The sequence below is a fragment of the Mycobacterium asiaticum genome (assembly GCF_001673365.1).
Taxonomy (GTDB): domain Bacteria; phylum Actinomycetota; class Actinomycetes; order Mycobacteriales; family Mycobacteriaceae; genus Mycobacterium; species Mycobacterium asiaticum_A.
The window spans coordinates 41,298-56,081 of the sequence record NZ_LZLS01000169.1; the positions used below are offsets into that span (position 1 = coordinate 41,298).

At 64.8% G+C, this 14,784-nt stretch carries 15 protein-coding genes and 1 tRNA gene; 5 read left to right on the forward strand and 11 right to left on the reverse strand.

Translation table 11 applies throughout. From position 1 onward, the window contains the following. Window positions 1-2: 2 nt before the first annotated feature. The 4 genes from A5634_RS18385 to A5634_RS18400 all read right to left on the reverse strand — a co-directional run bounded on the left by A5634_RS18385 (window position 3) and on the right by A5634_RS18400 (window position 3,485). The gene (locus tag A5634_RS18385; protein WP_065145457.1) at window positions 3-1,409 is read right to left on the reverse strand and encodes a DUF4226 domain-containing protein; all 1,407 of its coding nucleotides are present in this window, start codon (window positions 1,407-1,409) and stop codon (window positions 3-5) included. Window positions 1,410-1,534: 125 nt separating this feature from the next. After that, a complete protein-coding gene (locus tag A5634_RS18390; protein WP_065145458.1) occupies window positions 1,535-1,876 on the reverse strand; it encodes a DUF4226 domain-containing protein in 342 nt (113 codons plus the stop codon). A gap of 15 nt (window positions 1,877-1,891) precedes the next feature. Next, window positions 1,892-2,722 carry a C40 family peptidase gene (locus tag A5634_RS18395; RefSeq protein WP_065145459.1) on the reverse strand — a complete coding sequence of 277 codons (831 nt, stop codon included), beginning with the start codon at window positions 2,720-2,722 and terminating at the stop codon, window positions 1,892-1,894. Next, complete coding sequence (locus A5634_RS18400) at window positions 2,715-3,485, reverse strand: helix-turn-helix domain-containing protein (protein ID WP_065145460.1); 771 nt, start codon at window positions 3,483-3,485, stop codon at window positions 2,715-2,717. Before A5634_RS18400 ends, A5634_RS18395 begins: the two co-directional genes overlap by 8 nt. Before the next feature lie 145 nt (window positions 3,486-3,630). Between A5634_RS18400 and A5634_RS18405 the strand changes: the two genes are divergently transcribed. The 4 genes from A5634_RS18405 to A5634_RS18420 all read left to right on the forward strand — a co-directional run bounded on the left by A5634_RS18405 (window position 3,631) and on the right by A5634_RS18420 (window position 6,916). Continuing rightward, the gene (locus tag A5634_RS18405; RefSeq protein ID WP_065145461.1) at window positions 3,631-4,044 is read left to right on the forward strand and encodes a WhiB family transcriptional regulator; all 414 of its coding nucleotides are present in this window, start codon (window positions 3,631-3,633) and stop codon (window positions 4,042-4,044) included. Window positions 4,045-4,162: 118 nt separating this feature from the next. Continuing rightward, window positions 4,163-5,545, forward strand: coding sequence for an acyl-CoA dehydrogenase family protein (locus tag A5634_RS18410; RefSeq protein ID WP_065145462.1), 1,383 nt, complete (start codon window positions 4,163-4,165; stop codon window positions 5,543-5,545). A gap of 26 nt (window positions 5,546-5,571) precedes the next feature. After that, entirely contained in the window at window positions 5,572-6,564 is a 993-nt protein-coding gene (locus tag A5634_RS18415) for a pirin family protein (RefSeq protein ID WP_065145496.1), read from the forward strand. A 16-nt stretch (window positions 6,565-6,580) separates the two neighbouring features. After that, complete coding sequence (locus A5634_RS18420; RefSeq protein WP_065145463.1) at window positions 6,581-6,916, forward strand: GNAT family N-acetyltransferase; 336 nt, start codon at window positions 6,581-6,583, stop codon at window positions 6,914-6,916. Here A5634_RS18420 and A5634_RS18425 read toward each other — a convergent pair. The 3 genes from A5634_RS18425 to A5634_RS18435 all read right to left on the reverse strand — a co-directional run bounded on the left by A5634_RS18425 (window position 6,913) and on the right by A5634_RS18435 (window position 10,220). Next, complete coding sequence (locus A5634_RS18425; protein ID WP_065145464.1) at window positions 6,913-8,406, reverse strand: PPE family protein; 1,494 nt, start codon at window positions 8,404-8,406, stop codon at window positions 6,913-6,915. The genes A5634_RS18420 and A5634_RS18425 overlap by 4 nt on opposite strands. A gap of 227 nt (window positions 8,407-8,633) precedes the next feature. Further along, window positions 8,634-8,900 (reverse strand): YdeI/OmpD-associated family protein, encoded by a 267-nt coding sequence (locus A5634_RS18430; RefSeq protein ID WP_065145465.1) that lies wholly within the window; start codon window positions 8,898-8,900, stop codon window positions 8,634-8,636. Between the two features lie 18 nt (window positions 8,901-8,918). Beyond that, window positions 8,919-10,220, reverse strand: a complete 1,302-nt coding sequence (locus A5634_RS18435; protein WP_065145466.1) for an ammonium transporter — start codon at window positions 10,218-10,220, stop codon at window positions 8,919-8,921. 361 nt (window positions 10,221-10,581) lie between these two features. Here A5634_RS18435 and A5634_RS28985 point away from each other — a divergent pair, with 361 nt between their 5' ends. Next, a complete protein-coding gene (locus A5634_RS28985; protein WP_065145468.1) occupies window positions 10,582-11,754 on the forward strand; it encodes a DUF6308 family protein in 1,173 nt (390 codons plus the stop codon). Between the two features lie 122 nt (window positions 11,755-11,876). Here the strand turns inward: A5634_RS28985 and A5634_RS18450 are convergent, their stop codons facing one another. From A5634_RS18450 to A5634_RS18465, 4 genes are all read right to left on the reverse strand, one after another. After that, window positions 11,877-13,175, reverse strand: coding sequence for a hypothetical protein (locus tag A5634_RS18450; protein ID WP_155769607.1), 1,299 nt, complete (start codon window positions 13,173-13,175; stop codon window positions 11,877-11,879). 217 nt (window positions 13,176-13,392) lie between these two features. Then, window positions 13,393-13,902, reverse strand: coding sequence for a GNAT family N-acetyltransferase (locus A5634_RS18455; protein ID WP_065145470.1), 510 nt, complete (start codon window positions 13,900-13,902; stop codon window positions 13,393-13,395). After that, window positions 13,899-14,168: a DUF1778 domain-containing protein gene (locus A5634_RS18460; protein ID WP_065145471.1), complete on the reverse strand. Its 270-nt coding sequence runs from the start codon at window positions 14,166-14,168 to the stop codon at window positions 13,899-13,901. The genes A5634_RS18455 and A5634_RS18460 overlap by 4 nt, the downstream gene beginning before the upstream one ends. Window positions 14,169-14,493: 325 nt before the next feature. Then, window positions 14,494-14,576: transfer RNA gene (locus A5634_RS18465), tRNA-Leu, on the reverse strand. Between the last annotated feature and the right edge of the window lie 208 nt (window positions 14,577-14,784).

Sequence of the window (14,784 nt, forward strand, 5' to 3'; positions counted from 1 at the left end):
ATTTACAGGTTGGCCGTTGCCGGCCTGGTGGGTGTCGGCGTGCCGGTCCCGGCGGGTGCGGTGGTCACAGGCGCAGCCGACGGTGCCGGCGGGTGCTCCCAGCCTAGGAAGCTAGGACCGCTCACGGTCGAAATGTGTTGAATCTGTCCGTCGAGCAACGCCTTGCTGCGTCCGAGGGCGAGCGCGTGGCGATCGGTGAACACGCCGATATCCCCGGGCGCTAGCTGGGTCGGATCGACCGGGCTGCTGACTGCCGTTCCCGGCGCCGGGATGGTCATGCCCTGCTGCTGAAATGCGTCTGCGATCGGGGTCCCGCCGGCAGCGGCTTTGATGGCCGCCGCCAGTTGCGGGCTTGATGCGGTCACGGTTTCGCCGTTGGGCAAGGTCACTGTCGTCGGACCCGCCGGAAGCGACTCGGGCATACCGGGTTCGGGGTGCTCGCGGGGCGGGTCCTCTTCCTGGTTTTCTTCTAAATCGTGATGGTGATCGCGCTTGTTCTCCCCATCCTCGGAAGCGTCGCCAAATAAGTCGTCGCCGAGGCCTCTGGGATCGCGTCCGGTCCCGGATCCTGACCAGCTGGGTAACGGAAGACCACTCGGGGCACCAAAGGAGGGCAACCCGCCGCCGGCCGGTGAGGTGCCAGCAGCCGAGCTCGGTGGTGCGGACATCGGCGCGGCGGATACGGGCTCCGGGATGGGGGCCAGGCCGGCATCGTCCAGCAGCAGGGGGTCTAACAGTGGATCCGACGCCAGGGACGAAGTCGCTGCCGGTTGTGGGTCGTCCGCGCGGCCGGTGGCCGGCGCCGCGGCCGTGGCTGGGGGCCGTTCTTCGGGTGTGCCGTTTTTCGAGGCGTTGTACAACGACGTCCACGCTGCCATCAGGGCCGACTTCGACGTGTCGTCCAGGCTGGCGGTTGCCACCACCTCGCGGATATCGCGGAGCTTGCCGATCAGAAACCGCTGGAAGTCACGCGCACCCGCCGGGGTATCCAGGTCCGAGCGTGTGCTGACCACCGTTTCGATCTCGTGCTGCAGCTTGTTGAGCGCCTCGCGGCCGCCCACGGCAGTCAGATGTGCATTGAGAACCGCCGACACCACCTGTAGGTCCAGCTGTGAGGTAACGGAATTCTGATGTGCCAGAGCGGCTTCCGCGTCGGCGATGGCTTTGGCCGCATCACCGGCGGAGCTGAGCGGCCCGGCCGGCGGTTGCGAAGGTGCCGCTGGCCTAAACAGTTCCGGATGGCGTTGGCGGATCTTGGTGACGATCGCTTCGAGTTGCGGTTCGGTCGTCGAGGGTGCGACCGCAGCGATCCGCTCGTCCGGCGTCAACCCGACCATCCACGACCACGGGTCGCCAGTGCGCTCCTGGACAACGCGCATCGTCTCGATGAGGTCCTGATACGCCGACATCTAGATGCTGCCGCACTGCCGGTGACGTCGCGACCCCTCCATGCCGCGCGACGGTACCCAGAAGCGCGCATTGCGACAATTCACCTTGTGCAGTGGAGCCTCGCCGATTGTGGGTCGGCCTGACCTCAACGCCGGTACTGCTCCCGCAACCCGTGCAACACAACACTTTTCGCGCGGCTGAGGTCACGAGCCTCGGTGACTATCCCCGTGATTTCACGCTGTTTGGCCAGCAGAAATTTCTGAAACTCCCGCGCTCCCATGGCCGTATCGACGGTAAGTTCGCGCGCGCGTTCGATGTCGGCGGCGATCGCGTCGAGGCGGCTGACACTATCCCGCAGGGTCTCGTGTGCGCTGGCCAGCACCTCGGCCAGCAGCCGATCGGCCTCGGCGATCGTGCTTCGCCTGCTCGCCAAAGCTGCCTGCCGTTGCGCGAGGGCGGCTGCCGAGGATCCGGTTTGGTCCGACATCAGTTCACCCCGCGCTCAGAGGACCCGTCGGATCGCGACGCTATTACCCAAGTGACTGATCCGGACCGATGCCCCGGAGTAGGGCGCTTCGACCACGAGGTTGTTGCCGATCGCCATTTGGACGTGCCCAGCGTGCGGAAACACCAGATCGCCGGGCCGTACTTGCGACCGAGGCACCGGGAGGCCTTCGTTGATCTGCTGATACGTGGTGCGCTCGAGGTGCACACCGGCCTGCGCGTAAGCCCACTGGACCAAGCCCGAGCAGTCGAATCGGTCAGGCCCGGTTGCGCCCCAGACGTATGGGCGCCCCAGACGAGTGAGCGCGGCACGCACCGCCGCTCCGGCGCGACCGCTCGCCGACGGTAGCCGGCCCTCGTGGTGCGACATGTGGTGCGACATTCGGTATCGCAGTGCGCGCAGTGCCCGCAGGTGGTGTCGCGCTCTGCCCCGCGCCGACTCCACGTGGGCGCGCTGGGCCCGCAACCGCGCCACGCGTCGCCGGATTGCCTCGCGTTGGGCCAGGGGCGAGGCCGATGTGACCCTCGCGTCCGCGCGGGCCTCGTCGACGATGCGTCCGGTCACTTCGCGCGCGGTCACCCGATCCCGGTGCGCACCCGAGAGGATCGTCGCAAGCGCCGAATCCGAGCGCCCAGCCGAGACCAGCACCGCCCGGCTACGGTTCGCGGCGGCGTGGTAGCTGTGTGGGCCGGTACCGCTCTCGAGTTCCGGGGCATGCTGCGGCAGTGCAGGCAGTGCAGGCAGTGCTGGCAGTGACGTCGCTGGCGCCTCGCCGCCGAGGAACAGTCGATGGGCGCGGGTAAGCACCTCGAGTTCGTGTTCATTCATCGGGGTCACCAATTTCTGTCGGGTCCGCACCCTGCACCGTGTCGGTGAACGAACGCACCCGGGGCAGTGCTTCTGCAGGTATCACCCCTCGGTTGCGGATGTCCCACAGATCGTCGACACCTATCATTTCCGCAATCACCGCTTCGGGGAGCGACGACTGTGCGCAGGCTCGATCGAACCGCGCACTCAGGCTTGATGGCATCCGCTCCAGGAGGGCACTACGCGTCGCTTCCAGAGCTTGCAGATGATCCATCAAGCGCCCGGTCGAATCGGCCTCGGCGTTCACCGCCAACCGCCACGAACTGGCTGCGAGCATCTCCGCCTTCACGCACTGTCCGATCACATTCTGAATATACGACTCATATTCGTTTGATGTCGTCGCAGGCAGGCGTTCGATGACAGATCTGAGGGTTTCCAGCTGCGCTTCGGCGTATTCCTCGAGCACATCGGTGTCGCGGTGCCGGTTCACGACCACCGCACCGGAACGTCGTGGCGTGACGGATTCGGGCGGCTTCGTTGCCAGCAATCGCGCTAACTCGGCTTCCGGATCCGCAGCCACCAACAGCCGCGAATAGGTGCCCGGGGGCAGGCCCAGCCCGTTCTCAACCTTCTGAACTGTGCTTTTGTGTGGTTTGCGGGCGCCGCGCTCAAGGTAGCTCAGCCCCATGATGCTCACGTCGGTGGCCGCGGCGAGTTCGGCCAGCGACAAGTCGCGCGACTCGCGCAGCGCACGGATTGCCGCGCCGGCCGATTCACGGCTCACGGCTGGCTCCAGCCATAGCCGAAATATTACACAGGCTGCGCAGCCCGTCCGGATGTATACGTTTTTATCTCGTTTCAGTTGTGCCCGGCCGCTGTTTGTGTATACGCTTTCGCCTACGTTTTGGCTTTGGAAGGAGTCCCGCACAATGGCAAATCCCTGCGCATCTAACCCGGAACTATGGTTCGGCTACCCCGACGACGACGGTGGCGACGGTGCGGCGAAGGCACGGATGTACGAGCGCTCGGCTACCCAGGCGCGTATTCAGTGCCTGCGCCGCTGCCCGCTCGCTCAGCAACGTCTTTGCGCTGAGTGGGCGGTGAAGCACGGTGAAGAGTGGGGGGTTTGGGCAGGGGTCAAGTTGCCCGGTGGCCAGTACCGCAAGCGCGAACAACTTGCCCAGGCCCACGACGTGTTACGCCGCATTGCCGCCGGTGAGATCAACGCCCGGCAGCTACCGGAGAATGCGGCACTGCTGGCGCGCCGCGAGACCGAGGCTGCTCCGGTTAACGCGGTCGTGCTGCACCTCCCGGCAGCAAAGGTTCCGCGTTCGGCCGCGTGAGCGTGGCTGCCAGAAGTCCAGCGGATAGGGGAACCGAACCCGGGGTATACGGCGCTCAGACTTCACCTTCCCGAGAGCCTTGCCATGGTCCGCGGCAACTGAACCCAGAGGTGCAATCATGACTTTCGATCTGACCCCAACGGCTGCGCAGCATGATCTGGCCCGACGCACCCACGAGTTCGCCGAAGAGGTGATCCGCCCGGTCGCTCTCGACTACGACCAGCGCCAGGAGTTTCCCTGGCCGGTATTGGAGGAGGCGGCCCAGCGTGGCTTCTACAGCCCGCTGTTCTACCGCGACTTGATCGGCGACCCGACTGGTATATCGCTGCCGATGTTCATGGAGGAATTGTTCTGGGGATGCGCCGGAATCGGACTGGCGATCGTGATGCCGGCACTGGCGCTCTCGGCGATCGGGCAATCCGCGTCGCCGGAGCAGATGCTCGAATGGGCACCGGAATGCTTCGGGACCCCGGGTGACCTCAAGCTGGCCGCACTGGCGATCTCCGAACCCGAAGGGGGCAGCGACGTCCGCAATCTGCGCACAACCGCCCGCCGCGACGGGGACGACTGGATCATCGACGGCCACAAGATGTGGATTGGCAACGGCGGCATCGCCAACGTGCACGTGGTGAACGCAGTGGTGGACGAGGAACTCGGTCACCGCGGTCAGGCGCTGTTCGTGGTTCCCGGCGGCACGCCGGGGCTCGAGTTGGTGCGCAAGCTCGACAAACTGGGCTGCCGAGCCTCCCACACGGCCGAATTGAAGTTCGACGGTGTCCGGGTGCCCGGGGCCAATCTGCTTGGCGGACAAGACAAGCTCGAGCACAAGCTGGCCAAAGCGCGCGAAGTGGTAGCTGGAGGCCAGAAGTCCGGCTCGGCGACGCTGGGCACCTTCGAACAGACTCGTCCGATGGTGGCCGCACAGGCCATCGGTATCGCGCGCGCAGCGCTCGAGTACGCAATCGCCTACGCCTCCGAGCGGGAAGCGTTCGGCGGACCCATCATGGACAATCAGGGCATTTCATTTCCGTTGGCGGAGTTGGCAACTCAAATCGACGCGGCCCGCCTGCTGACCTGGCGCGCTTCCTGGATGGCAGCCAGTGGTGTGCCTTTCGAGCGCGGCGAGGGCTCGATGTCGAAGATGGCCGCCAGCGAAGTCGCGGTCAGGGCGACCGAACGCGCGATCCAGACCATGGGCGGCTGGGGCTACATCACCGATCACCCGGTCGAGAAATGGTATCGAGATGCCAAGTTGTACACCATCTTTGAAGGCACCAGTGAGATTCAGCGGATGGTGATAGCCAATGCGCTGGGCGCCAATGTCGACACCCCGCCACTGCACGTGAGGATCGAACCGACCGGCGGTTCGTTCAGCCGGATGTTCGGACGCGGAACCCCGTTGCGTTCGCGCGCCGCAGATGCCGCGCTGTCGCTCAAGGACCGTATTCCGGCGCCCGTCATGCGGGTCGCCATGAAGGCGATCCAACCGCCGGGCCGTTAGCGCGTTGTGCGAGTAAGGTCGCGATGGTGAGCAACCTCGAGATCGCGCCGGCCGAAGTTGCTTGCGGCGCTTCGCAGGTCGCGATGGCTGCTGCGGTAGTGGAGGTGCTGGCCCCGCGGGAGGTTCCGCTCGGTGGGGCCCGCGCGATCCGCGTGCACCGGACCATTCCGCAACGGCAGCGCTCGCTGATCGGCGCATGGTGTTTTGTCGACCATTACGGTCCCGTCGCGGCGCGAATGGATGTCCCGCCGCATCCACACACCGGTTTGCAGACGGTGAGTTGGCTGTTCGAAGGGGAAGTGGAGCACCGCGACAGCGGTGGAATGCACGCGATAATCCGGCCCGGTGAGCTCAATCTGATGACGGCGGGCGCCGGCATCTGCCACTCCGAGGTATCGACGACATCCGGGACACTGCACGGCGTGCAGTTGTGGGTGGCGCTGCCCGACTCGGCTCGCGAGACGGGCCGCGACTTCGCGCACTACCGGCCGAAACCGGTATCGCTGCCGGGGGCTCATGCTCGGGTCTTTTTGGGCGAGCTTGCCGGAAGCCATTCTCCCGTAGCAACATTCACGCCGCTGCTGGGTGCCCAGATCGACTTGGACGGGCACGCGGTGCTCGAGTTGGATGTCGACCCGGCGTTTGAGCACGGGGTGTTGTGCGACGACGGCGAAATTCAGCTGGGTGGGTTGTCCCCGGCCAGCTTGTCCAAGACAGAGCTGGGATACCAGGGACCGGGCCAATCCATCTTGCAGCTGCGCAACACGGGGGTGGGGCCGGCGCGGGTGCTGGTGCTCGGCGGTACCCCCTTTTGCGAAGAACTGGTGATGTGGTGGAACTTTGTCGGCCGCAGCCACGACGACATCGTCACCTATCGTCAGCTGTGGCAGGACGGCACGGACGGTTTCGGGGACCGCTTCGGTGCCGTCAAGGGTTATCAGGGCTCGGTGACCCGACTTCCGGCCCCACCCCTGCCCACCACTCGGTTGCTGCCCCGCCGGCCCGCCGGGCCCGCATGAATCCGAAGGAGCACTAATGCCCACTGATAAAACCGGAGCAGAAGTCGCCATTGCGGCTGAAGATGGCAAATACACCATCTCCGTTGCCCGCGAACAAGTCGGTTTCGCCGACTTCGCTGACCGTGGGGATCAGCGCGTCTTTCATCACACCGAGATCGATCCGTCGTTCGGGGGGCGCGGCTTGGCAACTCTGTTGCTCGAGGAGGCACTACAAAAGACGCGCGACGACGGTAAGCGCATCGTCCCGGTGTGTTCGATGGTGGTCACCGTGCTGAAGAAGCACCCGGAATACAACGACGTCACCGACCCCGTCACCGCCGAGATCGTCGGGTGGGCGAACACCCAGCCCTAATCGTCCCCTTGCCCCCACGTGGTGGGCAGCATCGGAATGACCGGACCGCCGCTGACATCGTCTGCCGACAGCGTGAGCAACCCGGCGGCATCGACGTCGCGTTTGACGGCGGTGCCACCGAAGCCCATGGCGCCCGCACCACGGGTTGACGCGGCGACCAGCGGTTCGTCGTTCTGCTCTGGATCTGCTTCGTAGTCCAGGTACTCGTCGGCGTATTGGTGCTCCGGCATGGTGGCGGCGCGTCGCCGTCGCGACCGCCGCTTTTCCCGGGCCGAGACCCCGGCGGCCGCCGCCGGGATTCCTTCCGCCGGTGCCTTGGCCCCCGTACCTTCTCGGAAGGTCGGCGTGAACCCTTCGCCGGGGTCCAGACCAGCCACGGCATACGGCACCGCGGGCGCAGCCGCCGCGGGCGCCGCTGATGCTGGTGCCGCGCCGGCACTGCCCGCGGCAGATGTCGCCGGTGCCCCAGCCGGGCCGGCGACGGTCGGTGCGAGCGTCGCCAGCGGCCACGTCGACGAGTGACTGGTTGTCGCAGGCGGCGCGGGGGCGACTTCCGCTTCTGCGCCGAGGGGCGGAAGCTGCTGCAAGTACTGATACCCCACCCCGATCACCACTCCCAGCGTGATCGCCAACAGGGGTTGCAGCAGGAGCTGGGGATAAGTCAGGGACGCACCGACCCACGAGAAGACCTGGTAAGCGACGGCGAACAAAAACGGCCCCCAGGTGACCAGCGCCTGCGCGGGGTTGGTGAGGAAATCGGTGATCAGCTGAATGGAGTTGCCGATCGGGTTCTGCAGGAAGTTGGTGATCGGCTCGAATAGCGACTGCACGTACTGCATGTACTGCTCGAGCAACTGCGTGATGATGTCGACGATGTTGAGCTGGCTCCCGGCGTCGGCTGCCGGCGCGGCGGCGGCCAACTGTGCGGGTTCGGCGGCGGCTTCGGTCGCGTTGGCCTTCAGCACGGGCGGTGCCGGCGTGGTGAGCGGCACGGCACCGGTGGCTGCTATCGATGCCGCCTCGTAACCGACCATGGTGGTGGCCGCCTGTATCCACATGCGGATGTAGTCGGCTTCGTTGAGCGCGATCGGAATTGTGTTGATACCAAAAAAATTGGTCGCGACGAGCACGCCGTGGACGACGTGGTTGGCGGCCAGTTCGGCCAGCGTCGGCATCATCGCCAGCGCGCTGGCATAGGCCGCAGCCGCCGCCTCATGCTGGACCGCTGCGGCCTCACTTTTCGCCTGCGCCTGGGTCAGCCATGCCAAGTAGGGCGCATGGGCGCCGACATACTCCGCCGCACTTGGACCCTGCCACGAATTTTGGACCGAGCCCAACATGCCGAGAAGCTCGGCGGCCGCTTCGGCATACTCGGCGCCCAGCGCCTGCCACGCACCCGCGGCAGCCAGCAATGCCGCGGGGCCGGGGCCACTAGACAGCAGGGCCGAATGCACCTCGGGTGGTGAGGCAATCCAGATCGGAGAGGTCACGGCGCCTCCCGCGCCGAATGCCTCGACCTGCGTCCTAGCGTCACCAACTGGTCCTCCCCGTGCGGCGTCACCCGACCGCTTCACGCAGGCCGAGACACACGTCGCATCGACTACCTGATTGACGTGGTAGGCGATTCGCTAAACCGGCGGGGAGGGGGCGCCGCTAGATTAGGTACGCCTAACCTTAGAGTAGCGACCCGGCTCGGGGGGCTGCAATGGGTGTGCCGCTACTTGCCGTTGCGTTCGCGGTGTTTACATCCCGGCCAGCAACATGGCCGGCGCTTGCCCTCCTCGAGCTCCTCCTGCGTACGGCGGATACGCCGCTCGCGGGTCGCGTCTTGCTTGGCGTCCTCGACCCAGCAGATGAATTCGTTGCGCGCCAGGGGAGTGATGTCCTTCCAGAGCTCCAGCGCCGTGGAGTTGGCTACCAGGGCCGCGCGCAAATCCGTCGGCAACTTGTGGACGACCCCCCCGGGCACCTGCTGGCTGCTCACCCGGCCAGGCTACCGGTCCTACTCGTCGTCGTCGTCGATCGAGCGCGGACGGGGCTCGTCCCGTTCCCCGATCGTCGGCCGGCGCGGCGCCTGGTGCCCGTAAACCCCCTCGGGGTAGGCAGTCTCGGCGTGCTGGGTGAGGTCCACCCCTGTTTTCTCGTCCGAAGCGCTGAGCCTGAACCCGATGGCCCGGTCGATCAGCTTGGCCAGCACGAAGCTCACCGTGAATGCATAGAGAGCGACGACCACCATTGCCAGCGACTGCTTGCCGAGTTGCCCCAGTCCGCCGCCGTAGAACAGTCCCTTCGGGCCGCCGGTCATCACCGCGGTGCCCAAAAACCCGATCAGCAGCACGCCGACCACGCCGCCGACGAAGTGCACGCCCACCACGTCGAGCGAGTCGTCGTAGTTGAGCTTGAACTTCACCAGAATCGCGTACGAGCACACGATTCCCGCCGCCAGCCCGACGACGGCGGCGCCAAGGGTGTTCACCGTGCCGCACGACGGGGTGATCGCCACCAGTCCGGCGACAACACCCGAGGCCGCTCCGAAGGTTGTCGGCTTGCCGTCGCGGAACTGCTCCACCGAGATCCAGCCCAGCATCCCCAAGCAGCCGGCGACCAAAGTGTTGAGGAAGATTGCGGAGGCTAATCCGTTGGCAGCCAACGCCGATCCGGCATTGAACCCGAACCAGCCGAACCACAGCAGGCCCACGCCAAGCAGCACGAACGGCAGATTGTGCGGGCGCATGGCTTCTACTTTGAAGCCGATGCGGGGTCCGAGCACCAGCGCCAAAGCCAACGCGGAGGACCCTGAGACGATCTCGACGACGAGTCCGCCGGCGTAGTCGAGGACTCCCATCTTGGCCAGCCAGCCCGTCGGCGCCCACACCCAGTGAGCGATGACCGCATAGACCGCCACCGACCACACCAGCACAAAGACCATCCAGGCCGCGAACTTGGCCCGGTCGGCGATCGCGCCGCTGACCAGAGCGGCGGTGATGATCGCGAAGGTCAATTCGAACGTGGAGAACAGCAGCTCGGGAACCTGGCCGTGCATGGTCTCCGGGCCGATCCCCGCCATGCCGACGTGCGAGAGCCCGCCGATGAAGCCGCCGCCATCAGAAAAGGCCAGGGTGTAGCCCAACAACAGCCAGGCCACCGTGACAAGCGGGATGGAGATGAAGCTCATCATGATCATGTTCAGCACGCCGCTGGTTCGCACCATGCCGCCGTAGAAGATCGCCAGCCCCGGCGTCATCAGCAGCACCAAAGCGGTGCTAGCCAGCAACCAGGCGGTGGCGGCGGGATCGATGTTCAACTTGCAACTCCCTCGCTAGTCCCCGCAAAGAATGTAGACAACGACTGGGGTGGGAGTCTCAGGCCGTCATCCGAGGCGACGAGGGTGCACAGCGCGCCGGGGTTGCCAGCGTGTCTTGCCTCTGACCTCTGTCTAGACCAACGTTGGCTGGCGTCCAGTGCCGGCGATGGCGCAGCATGAGGTCATGGACCCTAGTCTCGGCGGCCAAAGTCATTCCGGCGAGATCAATTTCAATCACGACCAGTGCTACCGCGACGGTCTGCACCTTAAGAGCCAAGCCGGTCGCCAGTGGTGCCGCCAACATGGGCCCGCCAGCCGCTCCGGTCGCGATTACGTCGGCAGAGCCACATCAAGAACAGCCGTGAAAGACCTGTCTGGCGATTCGAGTTCCTGGGGCGCCGCTACGGATTCCGCAGAACAGCGCAGCAGACGTGCGCACGCCGCCGAGCAATACCGGCCAGAACGCATCCGCCTCCTACTCATCGCCGAAGCTCCACCGGCTGACCCCAACCGCTATTTCTACTTCCACGAGGTCAACGCCTACGACTCCCTGTTTCGCCATGTCGCCCGATCGCTACTCGCTGTTGATCCCACCCGCGAGAACAAACCAGAACTGCTCGCGCAGCTGAAACAGGACGGCGTCTTCCTCATCGATCTCAACCCCGATCCCATCGACGGCACACCGCTGAATTCGTATGTGCCTGAGCTGGTACACCGAGTCCAAGAGCTCAGTCCCGAGCGCATCGTGCTCATCAAAGCAACGGTCTACGACGCGGCATACCGGACGTTGGCCGCCGCGGGACTGCCCGTAAGTTCTGTCCGCATCCCGTTCCCCGGTAGCGGCCAGCAGACGAACTTCTCGCAGGCATTCGCCAACGCGGTCCGCGAGTCTGAGGCGGGCTACGTCGCGAGACCAGAGCCAGCATCGGCGTCACAGCGCCGATTCGCCTTCGACCTCGCCGACTGGTTCGAAGCCAACGCCGAGCGGATCGCTAAGGATCTCGACCGCTACTTCACGAGTTTCACCGGCCGCTGGTTTGAACATTTCGCCGCCCTCGGCGACCCCAACCGATTCGAAGCCTCTGACCTCCTCGCAGTCGAGGCACTCAGCGTCCAAGTGCCCCCCGAGGCAGCAGCCAAACTACTTCTGACCGAACCTGATCGGTTCAATGCGTTGCTTCGGCGAATATCGCGCTCAGCCGACATTTGGAATGTTCCTCGGGAGACACTGCAAGTTGGTCCGGCCGCTGAGCTTCATACGATGTTGCGCACCCTGCCGGACGTCGACTGGGTCATCGCTGGAAAGCTGCTCGCCGCAACACGACCACGCTTTATCCCCATTCTTGACAACAAGGTCAAAAATCTACTTCAGCCACCCACCTCGCGGTTCTGGATCTCGATGTGGGACGAACTGTCCGACGATTCGCGCCGCACGACCGTCGCAGAAGTCTGCGCCAACGTCCCCGCCGACGTCAGCCTTCTGCGCCGTATCGACGTTGCAATTTGGATGGCGGTCGCTCAGGACGGTCAATAGGTGTATGCCCCGCTCGCGGCTTGTGAGCAGAGCCCCACTTGTTGCGACTCAATGTAGGTCGGACGGCTTCGGTGCACTGCTCACACTGCTCAGCAGCACCGGCAGCCACTGGTGACATCACCTCATTCCGCAGATGAGGGCGTGAGGTCATGCAGCTGCGGTTCATCCAGCGCGGCCAGCAAGCGGTTGATAGCGTCGCGCACTTCCGCGGTGAGCTGTCCGGTGCGGTCGCGCGCAACCGCATCGGCGTACTGCCAGGACCGCGTCACCTGAATGCTGGGACGAACATCGAACTTGTCCATGGGTAGTCGCTCCGACCACTCGTCGAGGCTGCCCATCTCGGCGTCGGTGGCGTAGCCGCGTTGGATGAGCCACTCACGGAACAGACTGTCGTTGAGTTCTTTTCGTGGTCGGCGTCCGGCTCTGCTATCCGAAAAATCGTCGACCCATTGACGTACATAGGTGGAGCCAGGCAGGCGTCGTGTGGGATACCAGCGCTGCGGACTGCTGGAGCGCCAGAAGGCGAGATGGAAGTTGCCGTGGACTTGCCAGCCCGCCTCCTCGGTCAACGCGATCAGAGCTTCGGCGCGATCGGGATGGGCGTAGACGCTCTTGTATTGAGGAGCAAGCTCGGCCGGCCAGGCGCTGAGCACTACGTTGTCCCCCTCGATGTAGAGACTTATCCGATCGAAGGCCACGACCTGATCGGGTGGGAACTTAACGCCAGCGTGACCGCCGACGTCGCGCACCTCAGCGGTGAACCCGGTGGCCGCCTCAAGGATGGTGCGCAGACGGCGCAATTGGCGGCCAGCGTGATCGCCGCAACGTTCAAGATCGGTATAGGGCAGTAAGTCCCCGAAGTTTGTCTCGGCGTTATCAAAGAAATCATTGAGGACCGCGGTCTCCGCTGGACCCAACACGCCGAGTTCGACGAGGTTCCACCATCGGTCGAGTAGATCCTGCCACCGCACCGGCACCCATCGCTTCCTGTGATGGTCGAGCTGTTTGGTGTTGATCTCCAAGGCTTGCTGCTCGCTCGCGCTGGCGTAGAGCTTGCTCTCGATGACGACCAGCAGTGCGGTGCCGTACTGGATCACGCCGTCATAGCGGGCGCGTCGTTCCGACGCCAGGTTGAGTTCGCCGGTGCCGGCGACGAGGTGTTCGTGCGGACCGAGGAAGACACTGACCAATTCGTCGACCTTAGGATCCTCGACTTCGGTGTCGAGCGCGACAAGGGATTCGGTCTGCATGTCGAATCGGGGGTGCGGTAGTTCCGAAAGCCTTGGGCAGTTGGCCAGGCCGAGAAATGCCTCTTGGCACAGCGGGACTAGCCGCATGACGATCAAGGCGGCCCTGGTGAGTTGATCCTCGTGTCTGGGATCACGGTCGTAGGGTCGGAAAATGCTCAGGTGCTGGTCCACGGCCTGACAGTAAACGCGAGTGAAGTGGGCCATGGACGACACCCGCCGCATCTAGAGTTCAGCCACTTGGCGTCGCCTTTAATTTGAGTGTTGAGTGTGAGCCGCTGACCTTGTGGTGACCGCCGGAACTCGTTCATGTGGTCGAGAAACCCTGAAACGTCTCTGCTGCTCGCGACCGCCGGTCCCCGGTTCGTCTTGCGCGTCGAGCATCAGCTGGTTACCTCTGCGGCGGGTCGAGCAGGACGCGGGCGTCTTTGATCAACAGCAGCAGGTGCAGCGCGTCGGTCGGGGAGGGCTCGAAATCGAAGTGCGCGTAAAACTTGCGTGCCTGCTCATGCATCGCGTGCACCAGCAGCGCCCGCACCCCGATGATCTCCGCGGCGGCCACCGCGCGGGTGATCGCATCCCGCAGCAGTTGCGCACCCAAGCCCTTACCCTGTTCGTTGCGGTCGATCGCCAGCCGCGACAATAAAATCACCGGCACCGGATCGGGCATGTTGCGCCGCACCCGCCCGGATGCGCCGGCGCGCTCCATCGCCGCCGAGGCCAGCGCGTAGAACCCGACGACGCGGCCTTCCCGGCACGTCACAAAACACCGGGAGGCACCCTCGATGTGGTTGGCCAGCGCCCGTCTTTGCAGGTACTCATCCAGGCTGGGCTCGCCGCTATCGAAGTCGGCTACCACATCGCCCTCGCTGATCGGCCGGGGCGCGCTGTAGCCGCTCACTCGTCGAAGATCGAGGACTCCGTGAACAACTTCTCCAGCCGCGGCTTATACGACACCGGCCGATCCAGCACCGATACAAACTCCGACCACGCCCGCGCGTCGAGCATGAATAGCCGCCGATCGGCCAGCACCTCGCGGGCATGAGCCAGCGTCGCGGTCACCGTGAAGTTGGTCAGATCCATTCCCTCCACTTCGGCGGCCCGACGAATCAGCGCGTCCTGCTCAGCAGTCAGGCGTACCGCGAACCGCTCCGTCTTCGTAGCCATAGACGCCATTGTGTGCCTATCAGGCGCACAATGCAACGGGCATTGCTCGCGCCCTTGAACGGCGGCGATGCGCTACGCCCCCGTAGGACACGATCTGACTTACGGGGGAGAAGTGCCGGGACCCAGTCGGGTCGCGGTGGGGACCCTGCTGACCGACAGGTTTGGCCCTGCGCGGCGACACGCTCCCATCCGATGGAACGTGGCGCTAGAAATCCCGCGACCCTGCGGCAGGGCGGTTCACTCACGCACTGTCCGCCAAACACAAAGGCCACGAACCAGAATGGTTCGTGACCTTTGTGGTCGCAGTTCGTAGAACCGCTCTCTGTGGGCGAAGGGGGACTTGAACCCCCACGTCCCGAAGGACACTGGCACCTGAAGCCAGCGCGTCTGCCATTCCGCCACTCGCCCGAAACAACCGGAGGACCATATCACTGTAGTCGGCGCGCGCCCCAACCGCTCGGCCAGGGCTCACGGGCCTCTGGCCAGGCGCCGATCGCGGCAAAGGTCTCTGAACAGTATCGATGTAATTTCTCAGAAACCTCACGGTGCCGCCTCGTCGAGGTGTCCCGATACGATTACTGGCTATACAACACGGGGGAAGGTCAGCTGCCGTCCG

Bases quoted from the DNA above. Each gene is read 5' to 3' on its own strand.
- A5634_RS18385 (WP_065145457.1), bottom strand. From the start codon at position 1,409: ATGTCGGCGTATCAGGACCTCATCGAGACGATGCGCGTTGTCCAGGAG.
- A5634_RS18390 (WP_065145458.1), bottom strand. From the start codon at position 1,876: ATGTCGGACCAAACCGGATCCTCGGCAGCCGCCCTCGCGCAACGGCAG.
- A5634_RS18395 (WP_065145459.1), bottom strand. From the start codon at position 2,722: ATGAATGAACACGAACTCGAGGTGCTTACCCGCGCCCATCGACTGTTC.
- A5634_RS18405 (WP_065145461.1), top strand. From the start codon at position 3,631: ATGGCAAATCCCTGCGCATCTAACCCGGAACTATGGTTCGGCTACCCC.
- A5634_RS18410 (WP_065145462.1), top strand. From the start codon at position 4,163: ATGACTTTCGATCTGACCCCAACGGCTGCGCAGCATGATCTGGCCCGA.
- A5634_RS18420 (WP_065145463.1), top strand. From the start codon at position 6,581: ATGCCCACTGATAAAACCGGAGCAGAAGTCGCCATTGCGGCTGAAGAT.
- A5634_RS18460 (WP_065145471.1), bottom strand. From the start codon at position 14,168: ATGGCTACGAAGACGGAGCGGTTCGCGGTACGCCTGACTGCTGAGCAG.